General features: G+C 72.4%; 21 protein-coding genes. 8 read left to right on the top strand and 13 right to left on the bottom strand.

Features of this window, described 5'->3' with window-relative positions:
- The first annotated feature begins 11 nt into the window (after window positions 1–11).
- Window positions 12–1,511 carry a serine/threonine-protein kinase gene (locus tag EDD40_RS42735; RefSeq protein WP_281277812.1) on the top strand — a complete coding sequence of 500 codons (1,500 nt, stop codon included), beginning with the start codon at window positions 12–14 and terminating at the stop codon, window positions 1,509–1,511.
- Between the two features lie 18 nt (window positions 1,512–1,529).
- Here EDD40_RS42735 and EDD40_RS26580 read toward each other — a convergent pair whose 3' ends face one another.
- Complete coding sequence (locus tag EDD40_RS26580) at window positions 1,530–2,180, bottom strand: response regulator (RefSeq protein ID WP_053721568.1); 651 nt, start codon at window positions 2,178–2,180, stop codon at window positions 1,530–1,532.
- Window positions 2,177–3,415, bottom strand: coding sequence for an ATP-binding protein (locus EDD40_RS26575; protein WP_246037822.1), 1,239 nt, complete (start codon window positions 3,413–3,415; stop codon window positions 2,177–2,179). The genes EDD40_RS26580 and EDD40_RS26575 overlap by 4 nt, the downstream gene beginning before the upstream one ends.
- 110 nt (window positions 3,416–3,525) lie before the next feature.
- Between EDD40_RS26575 and EDD40_RS26570 the strand changes: the two genes are divergently transcribed.
- A complete protein-coding gene (locus EDD40_RS26570) occupies window positions 3,526–4,785 on the top strand; it encodes a PspC domain-containing protein (RefSeq protein WP_246037821.1) in 1,260 nt (419 codons plus the stop codon).
- Complete coding sequence (locus EDD40_RS26565; protein WP_201437661.1) at window positions 4,778–4,981, top strand: hypothetical protein; 204 nt, start codon at window positions 4,778–4,780, stop codon at window positions 4,979–4,981. Before EDD40_RS26570 ends, EDD40_RS26565 begins: the two co-directional genes overlap by 8 nt.
- Window positions 4,982–5,104: 123 nt before the next feature.
- On the opposite strand, the gene guaA is transcribed toward EDD40_RS26565, so the two are convergent.
- Window positions 5,105–6,664: a glutamine-hydrolyzing GMP synthase gene (gene guaA / locus EDD40_RS26555; protein WP_123745338.1), complete on the bottom strand. Its 1,560-nt coding sequence runs from the start codon at window positions 6,662–6,664 to the stop codon at window positions 5,105–5,107.
- 42 nt (window positions 6,665–6,706) lie between these two features.
- On the opposite strand from guaA, the gene EDD40_RS26550 reads away from it, so the two are divergent.
- Entirely contained in the window at window positions 6,707–7,495 is a 789-nt protein-coding gene (locus EDD40_RS26550; RefSeq protein ID WP_123745337.1) for an aminoglycoside phosphotransferase family protein, read from the top strand.
- Window positions 7,496–7,925: 430 nt separating this feature from the next.
- Complete coding sequence (locus tag EDD40_RS26545; RefSeq protein ID WP_123748293.1) at window positions 7,926–9,371, top strand: aldehyde dehydrogenase family protein; 1,446 nt, start codon at window positions 7,926–7,928, stop codon at window positions 9,369–9,371.
- On the opposite strand, the gene EDD40_RS26540 is transcribed toward EDD40_RS26545, so the two are convergent.
- Window positions 9,361–9,927 carry a TetR/AcrR family transcriptional regulator gene (locus EDD40_RS26540; RefSeq protein WP_123745336.1) on the bottom strand — a complete coding sequence of 189 codons (567 nt, stop codon included), beginning with the start codon at window positions 9,925–9,927 and terminating at the stop codon, window positions 9,361–9,363. The two genes, EDD40_RS26545 and EDD40_RS26540, sit on opposite strands and share 11 nt — an antisense overlap.
- 77 nt (window positions 9,928–10,004) lie before the next feature.
- Between EDD40_RS26540 and EDD40_RS26535 the strand changes: the two genes are divergently transcribed.
- Together EDD40_RS26535 and EDD40_RS26530 are read left to right on the top strand one after the other, a co-directional pair.
- The gene (locus EDD40_RS26535) at window positions 10,005–10,796 is read left to right on the top strand and encodes an SDR family NAD(P)-dependent oxidoreductase (protein ID WP_123745335.1); all 792 of its coding nucleotides are present in this window, start codon (window positions 10,005–10,007) and stop codon (window positions 10,794–10,796) included.
- Window positions 10,793–12,130 (top strand): cytochrome P450, encoded by a 1,338-nt coding sequence (locus tag EDD40_RS26530; protein ID WP_123745334.1) that lies wholly within the window; start codon window positions 10,793–10,795, stop codon window positions 12,128–12,130. Before EDD40_RS26535 ends, EDD40_RS26530 begins: the two co-directional genes overlap by 4 nt.
- Here the strand turns inward: EDD40_RS26530 and EDD40_RS26525 are convergent.
- The 5 genes from EDD40_RS26525 to guaB all read right to left on the bottom strand — a co-directional run bounded on the left by EDD40_RS26525 (window position 12,105) and on the right by guaB (window position 18,946).
- Window positions 12,105–13,400 (bottom strand): FAD-dependent monooxygenase, encoded by a 1,296-nt coding sequence (locus tag EDD40_RS26525; RefSeq protein WP_123745333.1) that lies wholly within the window; start codon window positions 13,398–13,400, stop codon window positions 12,105–12,107. The two genes, EDD40_RS26530 and EDD40_RS26525, sit on opposite strands and share 26 nt — an antisense overlap.
- 13 nt (window positions 13,401–13,413) lie before the next feature.
- Window positions 13,414–14,373: an MBL fold metallo-hydrolase gene (locus EDD40_RS26520; protein ID WP_123748292.1), complete on the bottom strand. Its 960-nt coding sequence runs from the start codon at window positions 14,371–14,373 to the stop codon at window positions 13,414–13,416.
- A 19-nt stretch (window positions 14,374–14,392) separates the two neighbouring features.
- On the bottom strand, window positions 14,393–16,111 hold the full coding sequence (locus tag EDD40_RS26515) for an FAD-dependent oxidoreductase (RefSeq protein ID WP_123745332.1): 1,719 nt from the start codon (window positions 16,109–16,111) through the stop codon (window positions 14,393–14,395).
- A 110-nt stretch (window positions 16,112–16,221) separates the two neighbouring features.
- Window positions 16,222–17,355, bottom strand: coding sequence for a GuaB3 family IMP dehydrogenase-related protein (locus tag EDD40_RS26510; protein WP_123745331.1), 1,134 nt, complete (start codon window positions 17,353–17,355; stop codon window positions 16,222–16,224).
- A 79-nt stretch (window positions 17,356–17,434) separates the two neighbouring features.
- Complete coding sequence (gene guaB, locus EDD40_RS26505; protein ID WP_123745330.1) at window positions 17,435–18,946, bottom strand: IMP dehydrogenase; 1,512 nt, start codon at window positions 18,944–18,946, stop codon at window positions 17,435–17,437.
- A 66-nt stretch (window positions 18,947–19,012) separates the two neighbouring features.
- Here guaB and EDD40_RS26500 point away from each other — a divergent pair, with 66 nt between their 5' ends.
- A complete protein-coding gene (locus tag EDD40_RS26500; protein WP_123745329.1) occupies window positions 19,013–19,462 on the top strand; it encodes a DUF5319 domain-containing protein in 450 nt (149 codons plus the stop codon).
- 60 nt (window positions 19,463–19,522) lie between these two features.
- Here the strand turns inward: EDD40_RS26500 and EDD40_RS26495 are convergent, their stop codons facing one another.
- The 4 genes from EDD40_RS26495 to EDD40_RS26480 all read right to left on the bottom strand — a co-directional run bounded on the left by EDD40_RS26495 (window position 19,523) and on the right by EDD40_RS26480 (window position 23,074).
- Window positions 19,523–20,452 (bottom strand): anti-sigma-D factor RsdA, encoded by a 930-nt coding sequence (locus EDD40_RS26495; protein WP_123745328.1) that lies wholly within the window; start codon window positions 20,450–20,452, stop codon window positions 19,523–19,525.
- Window positions 20,453–21,025, bottom strand: coding sequence for a sigma-70 family RNA polymerase sigma factor (locus EDD40_RS26490; protein ID WP_033436769.1), 573 nt, complete (start codon window positions 21,023–21,025; stop codon window positions 20,453–20,455). It lies immediately after the preceding gene.
- Window positions 21,026–21,503: 478 nt separating this feature from the next.
- Window positions 21,504–22,100 carry a response regulator transcription factor gene (locus EDD40_RS26485; RefSeq protein ID WP_015805222.1) on the bottom strand — a complete coding sequence of 199 codons (597 nt, stop codon included), beginning with the start codon at window positions 22,098–22,100 and terminating at the stop codon, window positions 21,504–21,506.
- An 80-nt stretch (window positions 22,101–22,180) separates the two neighbouring features.
- Window positions 22,181–23,074, bottom strand: coding sequence for a hypothetical protein (locus tag EDD40_RS26480; protein WP_123745327.1), 894 nt, complete (start codon window positions 23,072–23,074; stop codon window positions 22,181–22,183).
- Window positions 23,075–23,620: the final 546 nt, after the last annotated feature.

The following is a 23,620-nucleotide window of genomic DNA, read 5'->3' as shown; positions in this document are numbered from 1 at the left end:
AACCTGCTGGCGTGGCGGAGTCCGGGGGGACGGGTACGGGGACCGGAGCGGGGACGGTCGGCGGCCGGTACGCGCTGGTCGAGCGGATCGGCAGCGGCGCGATGGGCGTCGTCTGGCGGGCGCGGGACGAGCTGCTGGACCGCGAGGTGGCGGTCAAGCAGCTGCGGTGGCCCGACCTGACGGCGGACGAGGTCGAGGTGGCCAGGGCGAGGGCGATGCGCGAGGCGCGCAACGCGGCCCGGCTGCAGCACCCCGACGCGATCTCCGTGTTCGACGTGGTGGTGGAGGACGACCGGCCGTGGCTGGTCATGGAGTACCTGCCCTCGCGCAGCCTGGCCGGGCTGCTGGCCGAGCGGGGCAGGCTGAGCCCGGACGAGGCGGCCCGGATCGGCGGCCGGGTGGCGGCCGCGCTGGCCGCGGCGCACGCGGCGGGCATCGTGCACCGGGACGTGAAGCCGTCGAACGTGCTCATCGGGCACGACGGCACGGTCAAGCTCACCGATTTCGGCATCTCGCGAGCCGCCGGCGACGGCACCCTGACCGACAGCGGCATGATCACCGGCACCCCGGCGTACCTGGCGCCCGAGGTGGCGCGCGGTGAGCAGCCGGATCAGGCGTCGGACCTGTTCTCGCTGGGCGCGACGCTGTACGCGGCGACGGAGGGCCAGTCGCCGCACGGGGTGAGCGACAACAGCTTCGGGCTGCTGTACCGGGCCGCGGCGGGCCGGATCGAGCCGCCGACGCGTTCCGGGGCGTTGACGGGTGTGCTGACGAGGTTGCTCGCGTCCGACCCCGCCGAACGGCCCACGGCGGTGGAGGCGGTCGAGTTGCTGGTCGGTCCCGGGCGGACCGGGCTCGAGCCGGGAGGCGCGAAGCGGGCCGGTGCGAGGACGGTCGCCGTCAGGAGGCCCGGTGCCGAGCGGGTGGACCCCGAGTCGGTCGGGGTGGAGCCGGTCGGGGTGGAGCCGGCTGGCGTGGACCCGGGCGACGTGGAGCCGGTCGAGGTGGAACCGGGCACGTCGTCGGTCGGGGCGGAGGCGGGGGCGGGGGCGGAAGCGGGTCGGGGCAGGCAGCGGAAGTGGTTGGCGCCCGTGGTGGCGGCGATCGTGCTGCTGCTCGGCGCGGGAGCGGTCGCGGTCGCGGCGCTCCAGCCCTGGACGTTCAAGGACGCGAGCCCGACCACGACCCCTCCCCTGGGCCTCACGGCGAGCGACGCGGCCGAACTCGTGCGCAGGCACTACGAGGCACTGCCCGAGGACCCGGCGGCGGCCTACGCGAACCTGGCCGCGCCGTTCCAGCGGCCGTTCGAGGAGTACCAGGCGTTCTGGGGCCAGTACGACGACGTGCGCGTCGACGGCATCGAGGTCGTCGAGGTGAGTTCGGCGAGGTACGCCGTGCGGGTGCGCGTGAACTTCTCGCACGCGGGCACCGCGTCGCACGGGCGGTACGAGCTGGGTGTGTGGCCGGACGAGGGCAGGTTGCAGATCTTCTCGTCCCAGCAGCTGGAGTAGCGGGCCTGACCCGACCCGTCAGACCAGCCTGCGGTCCGAGGCCCAGCGGGACAGCTCGTACCGGTTCGACAGCTGCGTCTTGCGCAGCACGCTCGACACGTGCGTCTCGACCGTCTTGACCGAGATGAACAGCTCGGACGCGATCTCCTTGTACGCGTACCCGCGCGCGAGCAGCCGCAGCACGTCCCGTTCGCGCGGGGTCAGCAGGTCGAGCTCGGGGTCGCTGATCGGCGCCGCGCCCGGCCGGTCGGCGAACGCGTCCAGCACGAACCCGGCCAGCCGCGGGCTGAACACCGCGTCGCCCTCCGAGACGCGCACGACCGCGCGCACCAGCTCCTGGCTGGAGATGGTCTTCGTCACGTACCCGCGCGCACCGGCGCGGATGACCGCGATGACGTCCTCGGCCGCGTCGGACACCGACAGCGCCAGGAACACCACCTCGGGCAGCGCCGTGCGGACCTGCCGCAGCACCTCCGCGCCACCGCCGTCGGGCATGTGCACGTCGAGCAGCACCACGTCCGGGCGGTGGTGCCCGATGCCCGCGACCGCCTCGCCGACCGAACCGGCCTCGCCGACCACCTCGATCTCGTCGGTGATCGAGTCCAGCTCGGCCCGGACCCCGGCGCGGAACAACGCGTGGTCGTCCACCAGGAACACCCGAACGGTCATGTCCTGGCCCCCGTCTCTCGCTTGTCTGCGGTTTTCCTCGGCATCATCAGCTGCACCTCCGTGCCCTCACCCATCCGGGTGCGGATCCGGACTTCGCCGCCGTGCCGGTCCATCCTCCCCCCAATGGAGTCCGCGAGGCCATGCCGGTCGTCCGGGACGGTCTTCGGGTCGAAGCCCTTGCCCCGGTCGCGGACGAACACCGTCACCCGTTCGGGTTCGACTTCGCCGTAGACGCTGATCTCGCCGACGCCCGCGTGCTTGGCCGCGTTGACCATGGCCTCGCGGGCGGCCTGCACCAGCGCGTACAGGTTCGGGTCGAGCTCGCAGTCGCCGACCACGACCTGCTGCACGGCCAGCGCGAAGCTGTCCTCGACCTCCCCGGCCGCCTTGGCGATCGTGGCGGACACGGTGGTCGGCTGGTTGTTCTCCTCCACGACCCGCCCGTAGAGCCACTCCCGCAGCTGCCGCTCCTGGCCGCGCGCCAGGCGCTTGACCTCGCGCGGCTGCTCGGCCTGCTTCTGGATCAGGGCGAGCGTCTGGAGCACGGAGTCATGCAGGTGGGCGGCGATCTCGGCGCGTTCCTCGGTGCGGATGCGGACCCGGCGCTCCTCGCCGAGGTCGTTGATCAGCTTGATCCACAGCGGCACGGTGAGCACCGCCACCCCGCCGAGGGTCGCGACCACGGCGAGCAGCGCGAAGCGGAGCTGGTCGACGCCGTAGCTGTTGACGAGGAGCACGCCGATGCCGATGGCGACGAGCGCCACGCCGGCGAGGACGCGCACGATCGTGCTGCGGCCCGTGCCGCCGAAGATGCCGGACTTCGCGCCGTCCCGCCAACGGCGGCGCTGCGCCTCGTCCGCCTCGCGCCACACCACGGCCGCGCCGACCAGGGCCACCGCGAGCGGCCCGGCGATCCAGCCGCTGACCGGGCCGGAGAACAACCCGGCGAGCACGGCCGCGGCGATGCCGATGGCGACCAGGCCGAGCGCCTGCTGGCGTTCCCTCGGGTTCGAGGGCGCCTCCGGCTCGCCGGCCGCGCGTTGCGGCACGAACAGCCACAGCAGGCCGTACGCGATCACGCCGACGCCGTTGAGCGCGGTCAGCGCGGCGAACGCCGCCCGCACCCAGAACACCTCGATGCCGAGGTGGTCGGCCACACCGCCCGCCACGCCCGCGACCACCCGGCCGCCACGCCTGCGGCGCACCGGCTCGACGGCCTTCGTCTCCACACTCACCCGTTGATGGTCACACGCGGGTCCGGGCCGGTCATCAGGGTTCCACCCGATGCGCGGTTCAGGGTGGGTCCCCGATGTGCGGGGCGCGCCGGTTCAGCAAGCTTGTCGTCGTGAGCGGGAGCATCAGCGCAGCCAGCGTCGAAGAGACGCTGAAGGACTTCTGGGCCACACGGCCCAGGCGGCCCCACGACGGTCGCAAGATCGCCGGTGTCGCCGCCGGTATCGCCAGGCGGTACCAGATCGACCCGGTGATCGTCCGGGTGGCGTTCGTGGCCATGGCGTTGTGCAACGGCGCCGGGGTCCTCATCTACCTGCTCGGCTGGTTGCTGCTGGCGCAGGCCGACGACGAGGTGTCGGCGGCGGAGTCGCTGATCGGGCGGGGGCACAGCTCGACGCCGACGGCGTTGACGGTGCTGCTCGGGCTCGCGGTGATCCCGGCCACCGGGTTCTTCGTGGACGGCGGCTTCACCATGGTCGGCGGCGTGCTGCTGTCGGTGGGCGCGATCTACCTGCTGCACCGCGGTCGCGGGCAGCTCAACCGGCCGGAGCCCGCGGTGGCGTTCGGCGGGGGTGGGAGCGGCGCGGGAGAGGTCGGGCTCGGCGGAACGGGGGGCGAGGTGTCGGCGACGGACGAGCAGACGACGACCGGGGGTGTGACGCCACCGGCCTGGGACCCGCTCGGCGCGGCGCCGTTCGCGTGGGACCTGCCCGAGCCGGGGGGCGCGCCGGAACCGGTTGCCGCGTCGACACCGGTGGTGGCACGTCGGCCCAGGTCACGGGTGGGCGTGGCGACGTTCGGGGTGGCGCTGGTCGCGCTGGCCGGGTCGCTGGTGACGTCGTCGTACTCGGACTGGTTCCACGCGCAGCACGTCATCGGCCTGCTGGTCGCGGTGCTCGGCGGGGGCATGGTCCTCGGCGCGCTGCGCGGCGGCGGCGGGCGCGGGCTCATCTGGCTCGTCGTGCCGCTGTCCGTGGTGGGGGTGCTGTTGACCACGGTGGACTTCGACGTCGACGGCAAGCAGATGGGCAGCACGAAGGCCTCGCCGACGACGGTGGCCGAGGTGCTGGACCGGTACACGGCCAGCGTCGGCGAGGTGGAGCTCGACCTGACCGGGCTGCCGAACGCCGGGACGGTCACCACGGGCGTCGAGGTCGGGTTGGGCAGCGCGAAGGTCCGGGTGCCCGCCGACGCGGACGTGACGGTGGACTGCCGGGCCGACCTGGGCTCGGTGCGCTGCCTCGACCGGGAGTCCGACGGCGAGGGGCGGCACGAGTCGGTCACCGACTACGGCGACGACGGTCCCGGCGGGTTGAAGATCGTGCTGGACGTGCGCAGCGATCTCGGAGAGGTGGAGGTGCGTCGTGGCTGACCAGGATTCGATCGAGAAGCGCGGGGTCGACGTGGTGGGGCTGGTGTTCGGGGTCGCGGCCCTGGTCGCGGCGGCCTACATGCTCTCCGACGGCGCGGCGTGGCCGGACTTCCTCGACCTGAGGTGGGCGCTGGCCGGAGGGGCGTTGGTGATCGGGTTGGGGCTGCTGGCGGGGTCTGCTCGACGTCGCCGGTGAGGGGCATCGGCAGGGGGTAGGGGCAGGGGCAGGGGCAGGGGCAGGGGCAGGGGCAGGGGGTAGGGGAAAAGGAGAAGGCCCGTCCTGGGGAGGACGGGCCTTCTCCTACGTGCGGCTGGTGGGTCACTCCCACTCGATGGTGCCCGGCGGCTTGCTCGTCACGTCCAGGACCACGCGGTTGACCTCGTTCACCTCGTTGGTGATGCGGGTCGAGATGCGCTCCAGCACGTCGTACGGCAGGCGGGTCCAGTCCGCGGTCATGGCGTCCTCGCTGGACACCGGGCGCAGCACCACGGGGTGGCCGTACGTGCGACCGTCACCCTGCACGCCCACGCTGCGCACGTCGGCCAGCAGGACGACCGGGCACTGCCAGATCTGCCGGTCGAGGCCGGCGCTGGTCAGCTCCTCGCGGGCGATGGCGTCGGCCCTGCGCAGGATGTCCAGGCGCTCCTGGTTGACCTCGCCGATGATCCGGATGCCCAGGCCCGGACCCGGGAACGGCTGCCGCTGCACGATCGTCTCCGGCAGGCCCAGCTCGGTGCCGACGCGGCGGACCTCGTCCTTGAACAGCGCGCGGAGCGGCTCGACCAGCGTGAACTGGAGGTCCTCGGGCAGGCCGCCGACGTTGTGGTGGCTCTTGATGTTCGCCGCGCCGGTGCCGCCGCCGGACTCGACCACGTCCGGGTAGAGCGTGCCCTGCACGAGGAACTGGTAGTCGCCCTCGGCCTTCAGGTCGCGCTCGGCCTGCTCGAAGACCCGGATGAACTCACGGCCGATGATCTTGCGCTTCTGCTCGGGGTCCGTGACGCCCTTGAGCGCGTCGAGGAACCGCTCGCGGGCGTCGACGGTGATCAGGTTCACGCCGGTCGCGGCCACGAAGTCACGCTCGACCTGGGCGCGCTCACCCGCGCGCATCAGACCGTGGTCGACGAAGACGCAGGTCAGGCGGTCACCGATGGCGCGCTGGACGAGCGCCGCGGCGACCGCGGAGTCCACACCGCCGGACAAGGCGCAGATCGCCTTCCCGTCGCCGACCTGCTCGCGGATCCGGGCCACCTGCTCGTCCACGATCGAGGACGTCGTCCACTGCGGCCGGATGCCCGCGATCTCGTGCAGGAACCGGCGCAGCACCTCCTGGCCGTGCGGCGAGTGGCCGACCTCCGGGTGGTACTGGACACCCGCGAAACGGCGTTCGGCGTCCTCGAAGGCCGCCACCGGCGCGCCTTCGCTGGTCGCGGTGACGGTGAAACCCTCGGGAGCCTTGGTCACGCAGTCGCCGTGGCTCATCCACACCGGGTGGTTGGCGGGCAGCTCCTCGTGCAGCAGACCACCGGCCTGCCGCACACCGAGCTCGGTGCGGCCGTACTCGCGGGTGCCGGTGTGCTCGACCGTGCCGCCGAGCGCGCCCGCCATCGCCTGGAAGCCGTAGCAGATGCCGAAGACGGGGACGCCGACGTCGAACAGCTTCGGGTCGACCTGGGGCGCGCCGGGCTCGTACACGCTGGACGGACCGCCGGACAGCACGATGGCGGCCGGGTCGCGTTCCAGCAGTTCCGCCACGGGTGTGGTGTGCGGGACGACTTCCGAGTAGACCTGCGCCTCCCGGACTCGCCGGGCGATCAGCTGCGCGTACTGCGCGCCGAAGTCGACTACCAGCACAGGGCGGTTGCTGCTCTCGGCCACTGGGGAAAAACCTCTCGTCTGGCGGATCCGCGCAGGTGAAGGATGTCATGCGTGCAGGAAGAAGCGCTCACCGGAGGCGGGCTCAACGAGGTCGTGCGGATCGGGTCGACGGTGCGGAGACCGACCGGTCCGTGGACACCCAACGTGCACCGGTTGCTGGAACACCTTGCGCCGCTTGGCATTGCGCCGGTGCCGCACGGGGTGGACGAGCGCGGCAGGGAGGTGCTGACGTACCTGGAGGGTGAGGTCGGCCACCCGCCGTTGGCCGACTGGTTGCGGTCGGACGAGGTGCTGGTGGCGGTGGCGCGGATGGTGCGGCGGTTGCACGACGCGACGGCAGGGTTGGTGGAGGGGTGGGGGAAGGGGTCGGGGAAGGAGGCGGGGAAGGGGGCGCGGAAGGGGTCGGTCGAAGGGTGGGAGGAGTGGCAGGGGTGGCAGTTCCCGGCGGTGGCGCCGGTGGAGGTGATCTGCCACAACGACCTCGCGCCCTACAACATGGTGTTCCGGGGCGGGATGCCGGCCGGGGTGTTCGACTTCGACGGCGCTCGACCAGGGCCCCGGTGGTGGGACGTCGCGTACACGGCCTACTGCCTCGTGCCGTTCTCACCGGAATTCGGGACGGTCGAGGACCAACGGCGGCGGGCGGGGTTGTTCTGCGAGGCGTACGGGTTGCCGGTGGCCGGAATGGGGCGGCGGGTGTTGGCGAGGTTGGACGACATGGTCGCGATGATCCGGGAGCGGCCCGAGTTCTGGAGACAGCGCGAAGAGGGGCACGAAGGGTATTACCTGGGGCACGTCGAGTACGTGAAGCACAATTTTCTGGGGTTGTAGATCGGGGTCGAGCAAGTTTCAAGTTCGACTCGATTTAAGGCGAGGCGAGAGGCGAGGCGAGAGGCGAGGCGAGAGGCTCAGGTTCGGCTCGATTTGACATGGGGCCCTTACGGGCGCTCCAGGCAGGCCAAAGCCGGGCAGGCCTGGCGGATAAAGCGCCCGCCAAGCCTGCCCGGCTTCGACCAGCCTAAAGCACCCGAACCCATGTCAAATCGGGCCTGGGTGGGGTGGTGGCGGGTCCGTTGGGGGTGGGTAGGTGGGTGGGTGGGTGAGGGCAGGGGGTGGGGGCGGGGGTTGAGGGGGTGAGGGGGTGAGGGGGGCGGGGGGCGGGGGGTGGTTGCTGGCTGTGCTCCGGCTGTCGGGGTGGCGTCCGGGGGGTCTTCGAAGATCAATAGGTCGAAGTGCGCGGGTCGGGCTTACGGTGTTCGGCATGGACGCGTTTACGCCGCAGCCACGGCCCTGTTGGATTGCCGGACACGCCGAGCAGGGCGTTTCCTCCCTCGCTGTGCACCACCCGTTCGATGGAACAGAGGTGGCCTCGGTCGCGGTGCCGGGGGCGGAGCAGGTGGAACGGGCCGTTGCCGCCGCGGCGGCGGTGGCGAAGGAGTTCAGGCAGACGCCGGCGCACGTGCGGGCCGCCGCGCTGTTGCAGGTGTCCCGGATGTTGGAGGAGCGGGCCGAGGAGATCGCGGAGACGATCACGGCGGAGAACGGCAAGCCGTTGAAGTGGGCGGACGTCGAGGTGAAGCGGGCGGTCAGCACGTTCCGGTTCGCGGCCGAGGAGGCGCGGCGGTTCACCGGCGACCTGCAGCGGTTGGACACGGACGCCACCGGGGAAGGGCGGTTGGCGGTGGTCCGCCGGGTGCCGCGTGGACCCGTGCTGGCCGTCGCGCCGTTCAACTTCCCGTTGAACCTCGTGGCGCACAAAGTGGCGCCGGCACTGGCGGTGGGCGCGCCGGTCATCGTGAAACCCGCCTCGGCGACACCGTTGTCGGCATTGCTGTTGGGCGAGTTGTTGGCCGAGACGGATCTGCCCGAAGGCGCGTTCTCCGTGCTGCCGGTGCGCGGGGCGGACATGAAGGCATTGGTGACCGACGAGCGGTTGCCCGTCATCTCGTTCACCGGGTCGACGGAGGTCGGGTGGTCGCTGATGGATTCCGCGCCGCGCAAGCACGTGGTGATGGAACTCGGGTCGAACTCGGCGGCGATCGTGTGCCCGGACTGGGCCGACCTGGATTTCGCGGCCGAGCGGATCGCCACGTTCGGGAACTACCAGGCCGGGCAGTCGTGCATCGCGGTGCAGCGGGTGCTGGTGCACCGCGAGGTGGCCGGCGAGTTCGTGCCGAAGTTGGTGGAAGCGGTCCGGGGCTTGCGGACCGGTGACCCGCACGACCCCGAGGTGGAGGTCGGGCCGCTGATCGACGAGGACAACGCCCGGCGGGTCGAGGAGTGGGTGGCCGAGGCCGTGGCCGGTGGCGCGGTGCTGCACGTCGGTGGTGGGCGGTCCGGGACGTCGGTCGAGCCGACCGTGGTGCAGGACGTGCCCGCGGAGTCGAAGCTGTGGCGCCAAGAGGTGTTCGGGCCCGTGCTGGCGGTCGCCGTGGTGGATTCGGTCGGAGAAGCGTTCGAGCAGGCCAACGCGACGGACTACGGCCTGCAGGCGGGCGTGTTCACCAAGGACGTGACGGTGGCGTTCGCGGCGGCGGCGGAGCTGGAGGTCGGTGGGGTGATCGTCGGCGACGTGCCGTCCTACCGGGCCGACCAGATGCCCTACGGCGGGGTGAAGGGGTCCGGGACCGGGCGGGAAGGCGTCCGGTCGGCGATGGTGGACTTCACCGAGGAGCGCACGATGGTGCTCACCGGCATCACTCTTTGAGCGCGCCCTTGGCGATCATCAGCAGGCCGTCGACCAGGTCGTCGGTGCCGGAACCGGTCGCCAGGGCGCGGAGCTTCAGGCCCATCACCATGCCGACGACCGCACTGGCCACCCGGTCCGCGTCCTTCACGCCGATGGACGCCAGGACCGTTTCGGCGAGCTTGTCGTAAGCGGCGAAGCACTCGGCGGCCGCGGCCCGGAGCTCCGGGTCGCGGCCGGCGTGCAAGTACAGCTCGTAAGGCGCGATGCGGTCGCTGTCGGTGCCCGTCGCCTCCGCGACCTGGCCCACGATCTCCACCACCTGGCCGAGGTCGTCGCACTTCACGTCGTTCCGGGCGGCCAGGTCGCCGAAGCGCTTCGTCTCCTCGGTGACGAAGTGGCGCAGGCTCTCCCGCAGCAGGTCCTGCTGGGTGGCGAAGTGGTAGGTGACGGAGCCGAGCGAGACGCCCGCCTCCTGCGCGATGCGCCGGTTGGTCACGCCCGCGACGCCGTCGTCGCCGATGATCCGCAGCACGGCCGCGATGATCCGCTGCCTCGTCTCGGCCGGTCTCGTCATGCCGCTCATTGTCCGCCATGGGACCGACCCGCCGATCCGCGATACTGTTCGTTCGAACGAACAGTTGAGGAGGCGTCATGAGGGTGTCCGGGTCGACCGTGTTGGTGACCGGTGCGACGGGCGGGATCGGGCAGGCCATCGCGCGTGCGCTGGCCGGTCGCGGGGCCGAGGTGGTGCTGACCGGGCGGAAGGTCGCCGAGCTGGAGCGGCTGGCCGCCGAGGTCGGCGGGCGGGCGGTGGCGGCCGACCTGGCCGAGCCGGGTGCGGCCGGGCGGTTGGTGGCGGAGGCGGGCGCGGTCGACGTGCTGGTCGCCAACGCCGCGCTGCCGGCCAGTGGCGCGTTGGTGGACTTCACGGCCGAGCAGGTGAAGCGGGCGCTGGCGGTGAACCTGGAGGCGCCGATCGCGTTGACCCACGAGCTGGTGCCGTCGATGCTGACCGCGCGGCGCGGGCACGTGGTGCTCATCGGGTCGTTGGCGGGCAAGGTGGCTTCGGCCCACGCCTCGCTCTACAACGCGACGAAGTTCGGGCTGCGCGGCTTCGCGCTGGGGCTGCGGGAGGACCTGCGCGGCAGCGGGGTCGGGGTGTCGATCGTGCAGCCCGGGTTCGTGCGGGACGCCGGGATGTTCGCCGACACGGGCGCGAAGCCCCCGGCGGGGATGCGGACGGTGTCGCCGGAGGAGGTCGCGGCGGCGGTGGTGAAGGCGATCGAGGAGGACCGGGGCGAGCTGACCGTGGCGCCGCCCGAGCTGCGGGTGGCGAGCGTCCTCGGTGGCGCGTTCCCGGCGTTCTCGTCGGGGTTGCAGCGGCGGCTGTCGAACGACGAGCTGATGAAGCGGATGGGCACGGCGAACAGGGGGAAGCGATGACGGCCGCGGTGATCCCGCACCCCCGGTGGCGGGTGCCGTTGCTGGGTGACGTGCTCGGCACGAGCCGGCGCACGCCGGTGCAGGACACGATGCGGATGGGGCGCGACCTCGGGCCCGTGTTCACGCGGCGGTTCCTGGACCAGGAGATCGTGTTCGTGGGCGGTGCGGCGTTGGCGGCGGACCTGGCCGACGAGTCACGGTTCGCCAAGCACCTGGCGCTGGGCGTGGAGGCGTTGCGGGACGTCGGCGGGGACGGGCTGTTCACCGCCTACAACGAGGAGCCGAACTGGCGGGCGGCGCACGAGGTGCTGCTGCCCGCGTTCACGCAGAGCGCCATGCGCGCCTACCACCCGACGATGGTCGACGTGACCGCGCAGCTGGTCGGGAAGTGGGACCGGGGCGGGGTCGTCGACGTCTCCGGCGACATGACGAAGCTGACGTTGGAGACGATCGGGCGGGTCGGGTTCGGGTACTCGTTCGAGTCGTTCTCGCGGGCCGAGACCCATCCGTTCGTGCGGGCGATGATCGGGTCGTTGCGGTACGCGCAGCGCAAGAACTTCGTCCTGCCGCTGGTGCGCAAGGTGTTCGGGCGCGAGGCGGAGGAGCGCTACCAGCGCGACCTCGCCTACCTCGCGGAGGTCGTGGACGAGGTGGTGCGGTCCCGGCGGGGGTCGGGCGGGTCGGACCTGCTCGGGTTGATGCTGTCGTCCGGGGAGCTGGACGAGGTGAACATCCGCAACCAGGTGATCACGTTCCTGATCGCCGGGCACGAGACGACGTCCGGTGCGCTGTCGTTCGCGCTGTACTACCTGTCACGGCACCCCGAGGTGGCGGAGAAGGCCCGCGCGGAGGTCGACGCGGTGTGGGGCTCGGCGGACGTGCCGGAGTTCGAGCAGGTCGCGAAGCTGCGGTACGTGCGGCGGGTGCTGGACGAGGCGTTGCGGCTGTGGCCGACGGCGCCGGGGTTCGCGCGGGAGGCGCGGGCGGACACCGTGCTCGGCGGCCGGTACCCGATGCGGGCGGGCCAGTGGGCGCTGGTGCTGCTGCCGCTCGTGCACCGCGACCCGTCGGTGTGGGCGTCGCCGGAGGCGTTCGACCCGGACCGGTTCGCGCCGGCGGCGGTGAAGGCGCGACCCGCGCACGCCTACAAGCCGTTCGGCACGGGGGAACGGGCGTGCATCGGGCGGCAGTTCGCGGTGCACGAGGCGACGTTGGCGCTGGGCACGGTGCTGCGCCGGTACGACCTGGTCGGGTCGCCCGACTACCGGTTGCGGGTGGCGGAGATGCTGACGTTGAAGCCCGACGGGTTCACCGTGGCGCCTCGGCGGCGGTGAAGCCCTTGGCCCGGCGCAGCGCTTGGGCGAGGTCGGTCGCGGTGGCGGCGGTGTGACCGTCGGGGCGGATCAGGGTGTCGCCCTCGACGGTGAAGCCGGGGCCGTAGCGGCGGCTGTCCGGGCGGAGCGCGCCGTCGCCGTCGGTGGTGAGCGGCGAGTCGCGGTAGGCGAAGGGCTCGAAGAGCTTGCCGGAGTCGATCCGGTCGGTGAGGGCGTGCTCCAGGACGTGGTGGCGGTGGGCGCGTTCGGCGTCGGTCCGGGGCACCAGGAAGCGCATGGTGGCGTCGGTGACGCGCAGGTTCTCGTCGGCGGCGGCGGCCCGCTCGTGGTGGTAGGAGTCGAGGAGGTGGGGGCCCGCTTCGCCGGCGCGGTCGAGGGCGACCTTCCACGCGGCGTTGTCGGCGTCGCAGATCCCGGAGTTGAGGCCGCGGGCGCCGAACGGGCTCATCACGTGGGCGGCGTCGCCCGCCAGCAGGACGTTGCCGTCCCGGAAGCGGGCGGCTCGGCGTTGGTGGAAGCGGTAGGTGGACTGCCACAGGACCTCGTGCGGGCGGTCCCCGGTGACCGCCCGGACGTGGTCGGGGGTGAACGCGAAGTCGTCGGGGACCTGCCAGTCGATGCGGTGCACGCCGCCCGGTTGGGGGTGCACCAGGACCTGGCGGCCGGGGTTGGCCGGCGGGTCGAAGTAGAAGCGGCGCTCGGGCTCGGGGTGGCCGAGGTCGACGCGGACGTCGGCGATGACGAACCGGTCGTCGTAGGAGTGGCCCTCGAACGGGATGCCGAGCAGGTGCCGGACGGTGGAGTGCGCGCCGTCCGCCGCGATGCAGTGCGTGCCCTCGAACCGCTGGTCCCGGGTGTGCAGGACGACGTGGTCGGACTGCTGCACGCGTTCGACCCGGTGGCCGAAGCGGAGGTCGATCAGCGGTTCGTCCCGGGCTCTCGCGTGCAGCAGGCGTTCGACGGTGGTCTGCGGTGTGTTGACGAACGGCGGGAAGCCCCCGGTGCGCGGCAGCTCGACGGTCAGCACTTCGCGGTCGCGGTAGTAGGTCCGGCCGCGGTACCAGGTGACGCCGGCGTCGACGACGGCCTGGCCGACGCCGACGCGGTCCAGGACGTTCAGCACGTCCCGGTGGACGCAGAGGGAGCGGCTGCCGATCGCCAGGTGCCGCGGCGCGGCTTCCAGGACGACCGTCGGCACACCGGCGCGGGCCAGCAGGAGCGCGGCGGTCAGACCCACCGGGCCCGCGCCCACCACCAGCACCGGTGTCATCGCGGGCCCCGGGTCATCGCAGCGCCGCCCAGACCTCGCGGTCGCGTTCGGCGGTCCAGATCCGGGGCCACGACACGCCGTCGCGCTCGTCCCAGTACCGCTGCACGTTGAACGGCAGGCAGTGCTCGAAGATCGGCCGGCGGCCGTAGCGCGGGGCCAGGGCCGCGTGCGCGGCCTCGAACGCGTCCTTCACCGTGCCGCCGCTGACGTGCACGGTCCCGACCGCGCGGCGCAGCTCGTCCAGGAAGTGCCGGGACTGGGCGATGGCCGCGTCCACCTCGACCCGGTCACGGGCGGGCGCGCCGCGTCCGCCCACGAGCTGCTCCGCGCCCAGCGCGGCGACCCGGTCCAGCGTCGACGTGGCCCACTCGTCGTGGAACGCGTCGCCGGTGTACAGCGCGGCCTGGCCCTCGACCAGGTCGCCGGCGAACAGGATGCGCTGGTGCGGCAGCCAGGCCACGATGTCGCCCGCCGTGTGCCCGCGCCCGCAGAAGCGCAGCTCCACCTCGCCCCGGTCGCCGCCGAGCGGGATGGTGAGGCGGTCGGAGAACGTGACGGTCGGCCAGGTCAGGCCGGGGATGCCCGCGGGCTCCTCGAACAGCCGGGGCATCCGGCCGTACTCGCTGAGCCAGTCCTCCCGGCCGCGCTCGGCGATCAACGCCCTGGTGTTCTCGTGCGCGATGACCTCGGCGGCGTCGAACGCGCTCGCGCCCAGCGTGCGGACCGCGTGGTAGTGGGTCAGGACCAGGTGGCGGACCGGTTTGTCGGTGCGCTCGCGGAGCAGGTCGAGCCAGCGGCGGGCGGCGGTCGGCGTGGCCCTGGCCTCGACGCAGACCAGGAAGTCCTCGCCCTCGATCGCGCCGACGTTCGGGTCGCCCCCGGCGGTGAGGGCGTACACGCCGTCCGCGAGTTCGACGAGCTGCTCGTCCTGGGGCGTGAGGTCGGCGCTGGAGGCGAACGGCTTCGTGGCCACACCACCCACCATAGGACGATCAGGCGTGCTTGACCTCCACGATCGGCAGCCGCAGGGCGCCGGGCGCACCGGTCGGCACGGCGGGGTTCCGCGGCGCCACCGCCGCGACCCGCCGGTAGCCCGCGGCCTGGTCGGGGCGCTGGTCCGGCTCGCCCTTGTTCGGCCACACCGAGAACGCCCGCTCGGCCTGCGCGGTGATGGTCAGCGACGGGTTCACGCCCAGGTTCGCCGAGATCGCCGAGCCGTCCACCACGGACAGGCCCGGGTAGCCGTAGACCCGGTGGTAGGGGTCGATGACGCCGCCCGCCGGGTCCGACCCGATCGGGCAGCCGCCGATGAAGTGCGCGGTCAGGGGGATGTCGAACAGCTCGCCCCACGTGCCGCCCGCGATGCCGTCGATGTGCTCGGCCGCGCGCAGGTTGGCCTCGTGACCGGCCTTGATGAACGTCGGGTTCGGCTGCCCGTGCCCCTGCTTGGAGGTGAGCTTGCGGCCGAAGAGCCCCTTCTTGGTGTACGTGGTGATGGAGTTGTCGAGGCTCTGCATCACCAGCAGGATCACCGTCCGCTCGCTCCACCGGTGCACCGACATGAGCCTGGCCAGCCGCAGCGGGTGGCGGACCGCCTGGGACAGGAACTGCAGGATGCGCGGGGTGGACTTCGCGCCGTCCGTGGCCAGCGTCTGGAGCAGCCCCATGGCGTTGCTGCCCTTGCCGTAGCGCACCGGCTCGATGTGGGTCTGCTCGTCCGGGTGGATGGACGAGGTGATCGCCACGCCCTGGCTGAAGTTGCGCTCCTCGTCCACCGTGAAGCGCGCCGCGCCGATGATCGACTCGGAGTTGGTCCTGGTCAGCTCCCCCAGCTTGGGTGAGAGCTCCGGCAGCGCGCCGTCGGCCTTCATCCGGTGCAGCAGCTGCTGGGTGCCCCAGGTGCCGGCGGCCAGCACGACCTGGCCCGCGGTGATCGTCCGCCGGCCACGGCGCAGCTTGCCGCCGGTGCGCCGGGTGCCGATCGCCCACGTGCCGTCCGGCGCCTGGCGCAGGTCGGTGACGGTGGTCAGCGGCAGCACCTCCGCGCCGTTGCGCTCGGCCAGGTAGAGGTAGTTCTTGACCAGGGTGTTCTTCGCGCCGACCCGGCAGCCCGACATGCACGCGCCGCACTGCGTGCAGCCGGTCCGGGCGGGGCCCGCGCCGCCGAAGTACGGGTCCTCGGTCGGCTCGCCGGGCTCGCCGAAGAACACGCCGACCGGCGTCGGGTGGTAGGTGTCGGCCACGCCCATGTCCTCGGCGACCCGCCGCATCACCTCGTCCGACGGGGTGGTGGTCGGGTTCTCCACCACCCCGAGCATCCGGCTCGCCTGGTCGTAGAACGGCGCGAGCTCGGCCTCCCAGTCGGTGATGTGCGCCCACTGCCGGTCGGCGTAGAACGGCTTGAGCGGCCGGTACAGCGTGTTCGCGTACACCAGCGACCCGCCGCCGACACCCGAACCGGCCAGGACCATCACGCTGCGCAGGGCGTGGATGCGCTGGATGCCGTAGCAGCCGAGCGCGGGCGCCCACAGGTATCGCCGCAGGTCCCAGGACGTCTTGGCGAACTCGTCGTCGGCGAACCGGCGGCCCGCCTCGACCACGGCCACCCGGTAGCCCTTCTCGGTGAGCCGGAGCGCGGCGACGCTGCCGCCGAAGCCCGACCCCACCACCACGACGTCGTAGTCGGTGTTGTTACCGGCGAGTTCACCCATGGTGGGAGATTAGGCGTAACTTCCGGTAACAGGCTAGTGCTCGATCGGTTCAGGCGGCCTCGGGCACGAAAAAGGCCCCTGCCTGGAGCAGGGGCCTCTTCGGGCGTCGCCTAGCCGCGGATGGTCAGGCCGACCTTCTGGAACTCCTTGAGGTCCGAGTAGCCGGTCTTCGCCATCGCCCGGCGCAGCGAGCCGAACAGGTTCGTCACGCCGCGCGGGTCGACCGACGGGCCGAACAGCAGCGTGCGCAGGTCGACGACCTGGTCCACCCCGGTCGACACGTGGCTGCGCGGCACCGACGGGTGCGCCGACGCGGCCGTCCAGTACAGGCCCTGGCCCGGCGCCTCGGACGCCGCCGCCAGCGGCTCGCCCAGCATCACCGCGTCCGCGCCGCACGCGATCGACTTCGCGATGTCGCCGCTGGTCAGCACGCCGCCGTCGGCGATCACGTGCACGTACCGCCCGCCGGTCTCGTCCAGGTAGTCCCGGCGGGCCGCGGCGGCGTCGGAGATGGCCGTGGCCATCGGCACGCCGATGCCGAGCACCGAGTCCGTCGTGGTCACACCCGGCGTGTAGCCGTAGCCGACGATCACGCCCGCCGCGCCCGTGCGCATCAGGTGCATCGCGGTCCGGTAGTCGCCGACGCCGCCCGCGATCACCGGGATGTCGAGGTCCGCGATGAACGACTTCAGGTTCAGCGGCTCGCCGTCGCGCGACACGTGCTCGGCCGAGATGATCGTGCCCTGCACGACCAGGATCTCCACGCCCGCCGCCAGCAGGTCCGGGGTCAGCTCGGCCGCGCGCTGCGGGCTGACCCGCACCGCCACCGTGACGCCCGACTCGCGCACCTGCTTGATCGCCTCGGCGATCAGGTCCATCCGCACCGGCGCGGCGTGCAGCTCCTGCAGCACCCGCACCGGCGCGGCCGGGTCGTCGGTGTCCTCGACCGCCTGCACCAGCCGGAACAGGGCCTCTTCCACGTCGCCGTGCCGGGCCCACAGGCCCTCCGCGTTGAGGACGCCCATGCCGCCCAGCTCGCCGACCGCGACCGCCGTGCCCGGCGACACGATCGCGTCCGTCGGGTGGGTGATCAGCGGGATCTCGAACCGGTAGGCGTCGATCTGCCACGCCGTCGAGACGTCCTTCGAGGACCGGGTCCTGCGGGACGGGATGATCTCGAGGTCGTCCAGCTCGTAGGCCCGCCTCGCGGTCCGGCCCATGCCGATCTCGACCAGGTCGCGCACCTTTGTCGTCCTTCCGTGGAGCTGATGGTCCCGGGGGAAGCCGGCGGAACCTGCGAACACTAGCCCAAGGCGATCCGGTTCAGCGGGTCGTGTAGTTCGGGGCCTCGACGGTCATGGTGATGTCGTGCGGGTGGCTCTCCTTGAGCCCGGCCGCCGTGATCCGCACCAGCTGCTTGCGCTGGAGGTCCACGACGGTCTTCGAGCCCGTGTAGCCCATGGCCGCCCGCAGGCCGCCGACCAGCTGGTGCACCACGGTCGACAGCGGGCCGCGGAACGGCGTGCGGCCCTCGATGCCCTCGGGCACCAGCTTGTCCTCCGACAGCACGTCGTCCTGGAAGTAGCGGTCCTTGGAGTACGACTTGCCCTCGCCGCGGCCCTGCAGCGCCGCCAGCGAGCCCATGCCGCGGTAGGTCTTGAACTGCTTGCCGTTGACCAGCACCAGCTCGCCGGGAGCCTCGGCCGTGCCCGCGAGCAGGCTGCCGAGCATGACCGCGCTCGCGCCCGCCGCGATGGCCTTCGCGATGTCGCCCGAGTACTGGATGCCGCCGTCGCCGATCACCGGCACCCCCGCCGGACCGCACGCCAGGCTGGCCTCGTAGATCGCGGTGATCTGCGGCACGCCGACGCCCGCGACCACGCGCGTGGTGCAGATCGAGCCGGGGCCGACGCCCACCTTCACGCCGTCCGCGCCTGCGTCCACCAGCGCCTGGGCGCCCGCGCGGGTGGCGACGTTGCCGCCGACCACGTCGACGTCGTCACCCAGTTCCTGCTTCACCTTGGCGACCATCTCCAGCACGTTGCGCTGGTGGCCGTGCGCGGTGTCGACCATGATCACGTCGACGCCCGCGTCGGCCAGCGCCATCGCGCGGGCGAAGCTGTCGTCGCCGACGCCGATCGCGGCGGCGCACAGCAGCCGGCCGTCCGGGTCCTTCGAGGCGTTCGGGTACTGCTCGGTCTTGACGAAGTCCTTGACCGTGATCAGGCCGCGCAGCTTGCCGTCGCCGTCCACGATCGGCAGCTTCTCGATCTTGTGCCGGCGCAGCAGGCCGAGCGCGGCCTCCGCCGACACGCCCACCTGGGCGGTGACCAGCGGACCCTTGGTCATCACCTCGCTGACCTTGCGCGAGTGGTCGACCTCGAAGCGCATGTCGCGGTTGGTGATGATGCCGACGAGCTTGCCGTTCTCGTCGGTCACCGGCACGCCGGAGATCCGGTAGCGCGCGCACAGCTCGTCGACGTGGCGGATCGTGTCGTCCGGGGTGCACGTCACCGGGTCGCTGACCATGCCGGCCTCGGACCGCTTCACCGTCTCCACCTGGCGGGCCTGCTCCTCCAGGGACAGGTTGCGGTGCAGCACGCCGATGCCGCCCTGGCGGGCCATCGAGATGGCCATCCGGCCCTCGGTCACGGTGTCCATCGCCGCCGAGGCCAGCGGCACGCGCAGGGTGATGTTGCGCGAGAGCTTGGTGCTGGTGTCCACGCCGCTCGGCACGATCTCCGACTCGGCGGGCAGCAGCAGTACGTCGTCGAAGGTCAGTCCCAGCATGGCGAACTTGGGCGGGACTCCGTCAGCGTTGAGCTCGCTGGTCATGGCGGCTGGCTTGCCTTCCGTCGTGCGGCGATCCCGCCGCCGCGGATCGGGTTCCACGCAGCGGCGATGGGTTCAGGTCATGGTATCTGGACGTGGCCGGGGGTCCGCCCGGTACCGTGCGGGGTCGTGCCGCACGACGCGTTGCCACCAGACCCGTTCGCGGGCGACCCGGAGGACCCGGCCCGGGCCCTCGGCGAACCCGACCACGACCACGACCACCCGCCGATGGACGACGCCGAGCGGGCCGAGCTGGTCGGCGACCTCAGCGACCTCGCGGTGTACCAGGCGTTGCTCGAACCCCGTGGTGTCAGGGGAATCGTGGTGGACTGCGGCGAGTGCCAGGAGCCGCACTACCACGACTGGGCCCTGCTGCGGTCGAGCCTGGAGCAGCTGCTGGCCGACGGCCGGATGCGCCCGCACGAGCCCGCGTACGACCCGGACCCGGCGGCCTACGTCAGCTGGGAGTACTGCCGCGGCTACGCGGACGGGGTCACCGCGACCGAGAGCGCCCGCTGACGATGTGACGAAGCCCGCCCCGGAACGAGGGGCGGGCTTCGTCACACGTGCGCTCCGGGCTCAGCTGTCGGACGTGGTCTCGCCGTCCGTGGTGCCCTGGGTCGGCGTCTCGCTCCGACCCTGGCCGCTCCCCGGTGACTCGCCCGACGTGGGCGGCGGGGGCGGGGGCGTCTCGCCGCCCGTGGGCAGGGTGGAGTCGTCGACGGGCGCCGTCGTGGTCGTGGTGATCGGCGCGGGCGGCGAGGTCGTCGTGGTCGTGGTCGTGGGGAGGTCGACCGGCGGGACCTCGGGCGCCGCCGACGGCTCGACGGTGGTCGGCGTGTTCACCGGCGGCGTGGTGCTGGTCAGCTCGTCCAGCAGCGACTCGTGCTTCTGGGCGAGGTCGTCCTTGCCGTCGTCCGGCGAGACCGACGGCAGGGTCGCGCTGGCCTTGAGCAGCGCGTCGCGCGCCTCGCCGTAGCGGCCGTCGCGCAGTGCCGCGCGAGCGGTGTCGAGGTCGGTGCGCACGGCCACGGCGGCTTCCACCGACCGCGCGTGCTCGGAGTAGAGGACCCTGGTCAGACCCCAGAGCGCGTCGCCCGGTTCGGCGTCGCGCGCGACCAGGCTCATCCCGGTGAACGCGATCGCCAGCACCGCGGCGGCGGCGGCGAGGGGGATGAGCAGGCGCTGCCGGGCCCTCGGCTGGGTGCGGGCGGCGGCGATCGTGGCCACCGCCGTGTCGGTGTCGACCAGCTCACCCATGGGTGGGCGGTCGACTTCGCGGCGCCAGGCCAGCAGCAGCTCGTTCAGCTCGTCGTCGACGAGCGAGTCCGGCTGGTCGCCGTCACGCCCGCCCAGCACGTCGAGCAGCGCGTCGTCAGCCCGGATACCCGCGAGGTCGTCCCCCGGCTCGGCCGCGGTGTCCTCGGCCAGGGTGTCATCAGACTGCGGCGGTCTCTCATCTCGTCCGCGCACGACTTCTCCATTGCCCTTCTCGTGCTGGTCAGCCACTCAGACCACCTCCTCCGCTGCCAACGTCTTGCGAAGGCGGGCCAGGGCGCGGTGTTGTGCCACCCGAACCGCGCCCGGCGTGGAGCCGACCGCGTCGGCGGTCTCTTCGGCCGACAGGCCGACGACCACGCGAAGCAGCAGGATCTCCCGCTGCTTCTCCGGAAGGACCTTCAGGAGCACGGCCATCCGCTCCGACAGCTCGCCCTGCATGGCGCGCTGCTCGGGACCGGCCTCCGTCTCAGGGGCGTCAGGGACCTCCGGGACCGGTTCGGACCGGTTCCGGGCTGCGGAGCGATGCGCGTCGGCCACCTTGTGCGCGGCGATCCCGTAAACGAACGCCAAGAACGGCCGACCCTGGTCGCGATAGCTGGGCAGGGCCGTCAGCACCGCGAGACACACCTCCTGGGCCACGTCGTCCGCCGAAGCGAAAGACCTCTCCTGCCTTCCGACTCTGGCGCGGCAGTACCGCACCACGAGGGGTCGGATGGATGCCAGGAGCCGCTCGATCGCGTGGCGGTCGCCATCGACGGCTGCGCCCACTTCGGCGTCCAGTCCGTCCCCCAAGTTGGTCATCGCAGACAACTGCCCTGGTGTTACGCGTAGGCGTACCGACAAAGAACAGCACGGGACGATCGACGTCGCCCGTACTGGTGATGCTCACCGTACCGGTCAGCCGGCCGGATGTTCCGCAATGGGGTCCAGATGGGGTCTTTAGACCTCACCTGACCAGCCGACACGCGGTGAGCGCGCCACCACCCTCCGACAGGCCCTGACCTGCCCGGCACGGCGGTTGGCGGGGGTGCGGCGACGTTGTCCGGCACAGGGCGGTCGCCGGGCCCCGCCCGGCCGTCTCCGGGACCTTGCGCGGCGGGCGTGCCGGCGCACGGCGCTTGCGGCCGTCGACCCGGCGCACACGACCCGCTTGCGGACGCACGGAAGCCCGGCGACACCTGTCGGCGTCACCGGGCCGTGGCTGGAGGAAGGGTGCCGGTGCGACTCGTCCGACGAGTCCGACGAGCCTGTGCCCCGAGCCCTTGAGTCCGTGCGCCGGCTACGACACGAGGCCGCGCCGGAATCCGTGGGCGACAGCCTGGGCGCGGTCGCGCACGCCGAGCTTGCGGAACAAGCGCCGGGCGTGCGTCTTCACCGTGTCCTCGGACAGGTAGAGCTCACGCCCGATCTGCCCGTTGCTCTTGCCCTGGCTCATCCCGCGCAGCACCTGGAGCTCGCGCTCGGTGAGCTGGACGCCCGGGTCCGACGGCTGGCGCGGCGCGGGCACGCTCGTGCTCGCGAGCGTGTGCGCCAGTGCGGCGACCAGCTCGGGGCGCGAGGCGTCCCAACGCAGGTAGCCGCGAGCTCCGCCGGCGATCGCGGCGGCGATGCTGCCCGCGTCGTCCGGTGCGCCGAAGACGATGACGTTTGCCTGCGGGTTGGCCGAGACGAGTCGTCGGGTCGCTTCGACCCCGGTCGGGACGGCGCGCTGGGTGCCAACCAGTACGACGTCGACCGGCTGCCGAGAGAACCGAGCCAACAACTCGTCACCGTGCGCTACGCAGTCGATGCGGCTGACCCCTGGGACAGCCGACATCACGCGGGTGAGACCCTCCCGCACACTGCGCCGGTCGTCGCAAATAAGGACCGTGGTCACGGGGACTCCTTCCTGCAGCCGAGTGACGTTCCACATCCCCTATCGGACGCTAGAGGCCGAACCTTGACACGATCCGGTGCTTAATCCGTCAAGAAGTTCGTCTCAGGGTCTGCGTTCGGGGGTTCCCCGGAACGGAGCAGCGCGGTCGGGATCCACGGCGAGCGGTCCGCGAGCGAGCGACCCGTCGGGTCCGCTCTGCGCAACACGCAGCTCAGAGCGTTTTCTGCGCGTTCCTTCATGTTTTCCCTACCCGCAATAGTGCGGTCTGCCTGGGCGTTTGCCAGGACAAGCGCCGTCGGCCAGACCAACGAGAAAAGCCCTCGGCGGTCAGTGTGATTTAGGTCACAGAGTAGCACTTCGACCCCTCGGTCGACGCTTTCGGGTGTCCCCCACACCACCAATGCCGCACCGAGGACGAGGTCGGACTTGAGGATGTGTCGCGTTGCGCCGGCCTCGCGGGCGGTCGCGGCAGCCACCTCCGCCGGGTGCACCGCGCCCTCGGCGAGACCGCCGGCCAAGGAGATCTCGGCGGCCAGCCACTGGTGCCGGACCCGGCTGCGCCACCCGCGCGGCTCGACCCGCGCGTGCAGCCGGCGCGCCTCGTCGAGCCGACCGGTCCCGATCGCGTCCGCGGCGAGCCCGAGGAGCGCGTCGGCCCGCGCGCCGGCCGGGTCCACGTCGTCCGGGTCCTCGCCGTCACCGCCGGGGGCCAGGGCCAACGCCCGCCCGTCGAGCACCCGTGCCGCCGCGTGGCCGCCGAGCTGCCGCCGGTGCGACGCGAGCGTGGAAGCCGCCAACGACCCGAACAACCCGCCGCGCCCGATCAACTCGCCGAGCACCGCAGCCGCCGCCGCGTAGTGCCCCTGCCCACCGAGCACCACCGCCGCCAGCCACCGCTCCTCCACCCCACCCCGCAACGCCGCCCACACGTCCGCCTCGGGCCGACCCCCGAACGCCGCCTCCCGCACCCCCACCGCTCCACCCACCCCTCGTCCCACCTCCACGCTCCGGACCACACCGGCAGTTGTCCACAGGCACCCCGCCGGCACCTCGGATTGTCGGCCCGTCGTGGCAGGGTAAAAGCAGGGGTCCCTCTGGCGGGGACCCCTGCGCAGCGAGGACGGCGGCGGAGGTGCGCCGCGAAGAGCCCTCGGAGACCGGCCGGCGGCACGCTCGACAACGCCCCCAGTGGGTGCGGCAAGACCGCCGACCCGTCCGACGGCAGCCACCCGCAGGCAGGCCGCAGGCAAGCGGGCGGGCCGGGGCAAGCAAGCGGCCTGGTCGCAGGCGAGGGCAGGCCGGTCGGTGGCGGGCAGGCAGGCGGTACGCAGGCAGGCAGCAGGTCGGTGACGGGCAGGCAGGCGGGCGGCGGACTGGCCGGCCGACCGGCAGGTCGGCTGGTGGCGGGCGGGCCAGGAACGCGGGCCAGGTGAGCGGAAGCTGAGGTCGGTCAGGGCGTGGCACGCCTTCGACCAGCACGAACGGTTCGGCGAAGCCCGTTGTGGCTCCCCCGCGCGGCG

The organism is Saccharothrix texasensis (assembly GCF_003752005.1).
Lineage (GTDB): Bacteria > Actinomycetota > Actinomycetes > Mycobacteriales > Pseudonocardiaceae > Actinosynnema > Actinosynnema texasense.
Note: the sequence above shows the minus strand (reverse complement) of the source record. Positions and strands in the feature narration are given on the sequence as shown.

Coding starts and splice junctions, on each gene's coding strand:
- EDD40_RS26580 (WP_053721568.1), bottom strand. CDS start 2,180: ATGACCGTTCGGGTGTTCCTGGTGGACGACCACGCGTTGTTCCGCGCC.
- EDD40_RS26550 (WP_123745337.1), top strand. CDS start 6,707: ATGTCATGCGTGCAGGAAGAAGCGCTCACCGGAGGCGGGCTCAACGAG.
- EDD40_RS26545 (WP_123748293.1), top strand. CDS start 7,926: ATGGACGCGTTTACGCCGCAGCCACGGCCCTGTTGGATTGCCGGACAC.
- EDD40_RS26540 (WP_123745336.1), bottom strand. CDS start 9,927: ATGACGAGACCGGCCGAGACGAGGCAGCGGATCATCGCGGCCGTGCTG.
- EDD40_RS26535 (WP_123745335.1), top strand. CDS start 10,005: ATGAGGGTGTCCGGGTCGACCGTGTTGGTGACCGGTGCGACGGGCGGG.
- EDD40_RS26530 (WP_123745334.1), top strand. CDS start 10,793: ATGACGGCCGCGGTGATCCCGCACCCCCGGTGGCGGGTGCCGTTGCTG.
- EDD40_RS26525 (WP_123745333.1), bottom strand. CDS start 13,400: ATGACACCGGTGCTGGTGGTGGGCGCGGGCCCGGTGGGTCTGACCGCC.
- EDD40_RS26515 (WP_123745332.1), bottom strand. CDS start 16,111: ATGGGTGAACTCGCCGGTAACAACACCGACTACGACGTCGTGGTGGTG.
- guaB (WP_123745330.1), bottom strand. CDS start 18,946: ATGACCAGCGAGCTCAACGCTGACGGAGTCCCGCCCAAGTTCGCCATG.
- EDD40_RS26500 (WP_123745329.1), top strand. CDS start 19,013: ATGGGTTCAGGTCATGGTATCTGGACGTGGCCGGGGGTCCGCCCGGTA.
- EDD40_RS26490 (WP_033436769.1), bottom strand. CDS start 21,025: ATGACCAACTTGGGGGACGGACTGGACGCCGAAGTGGGCGCAGCCGTC.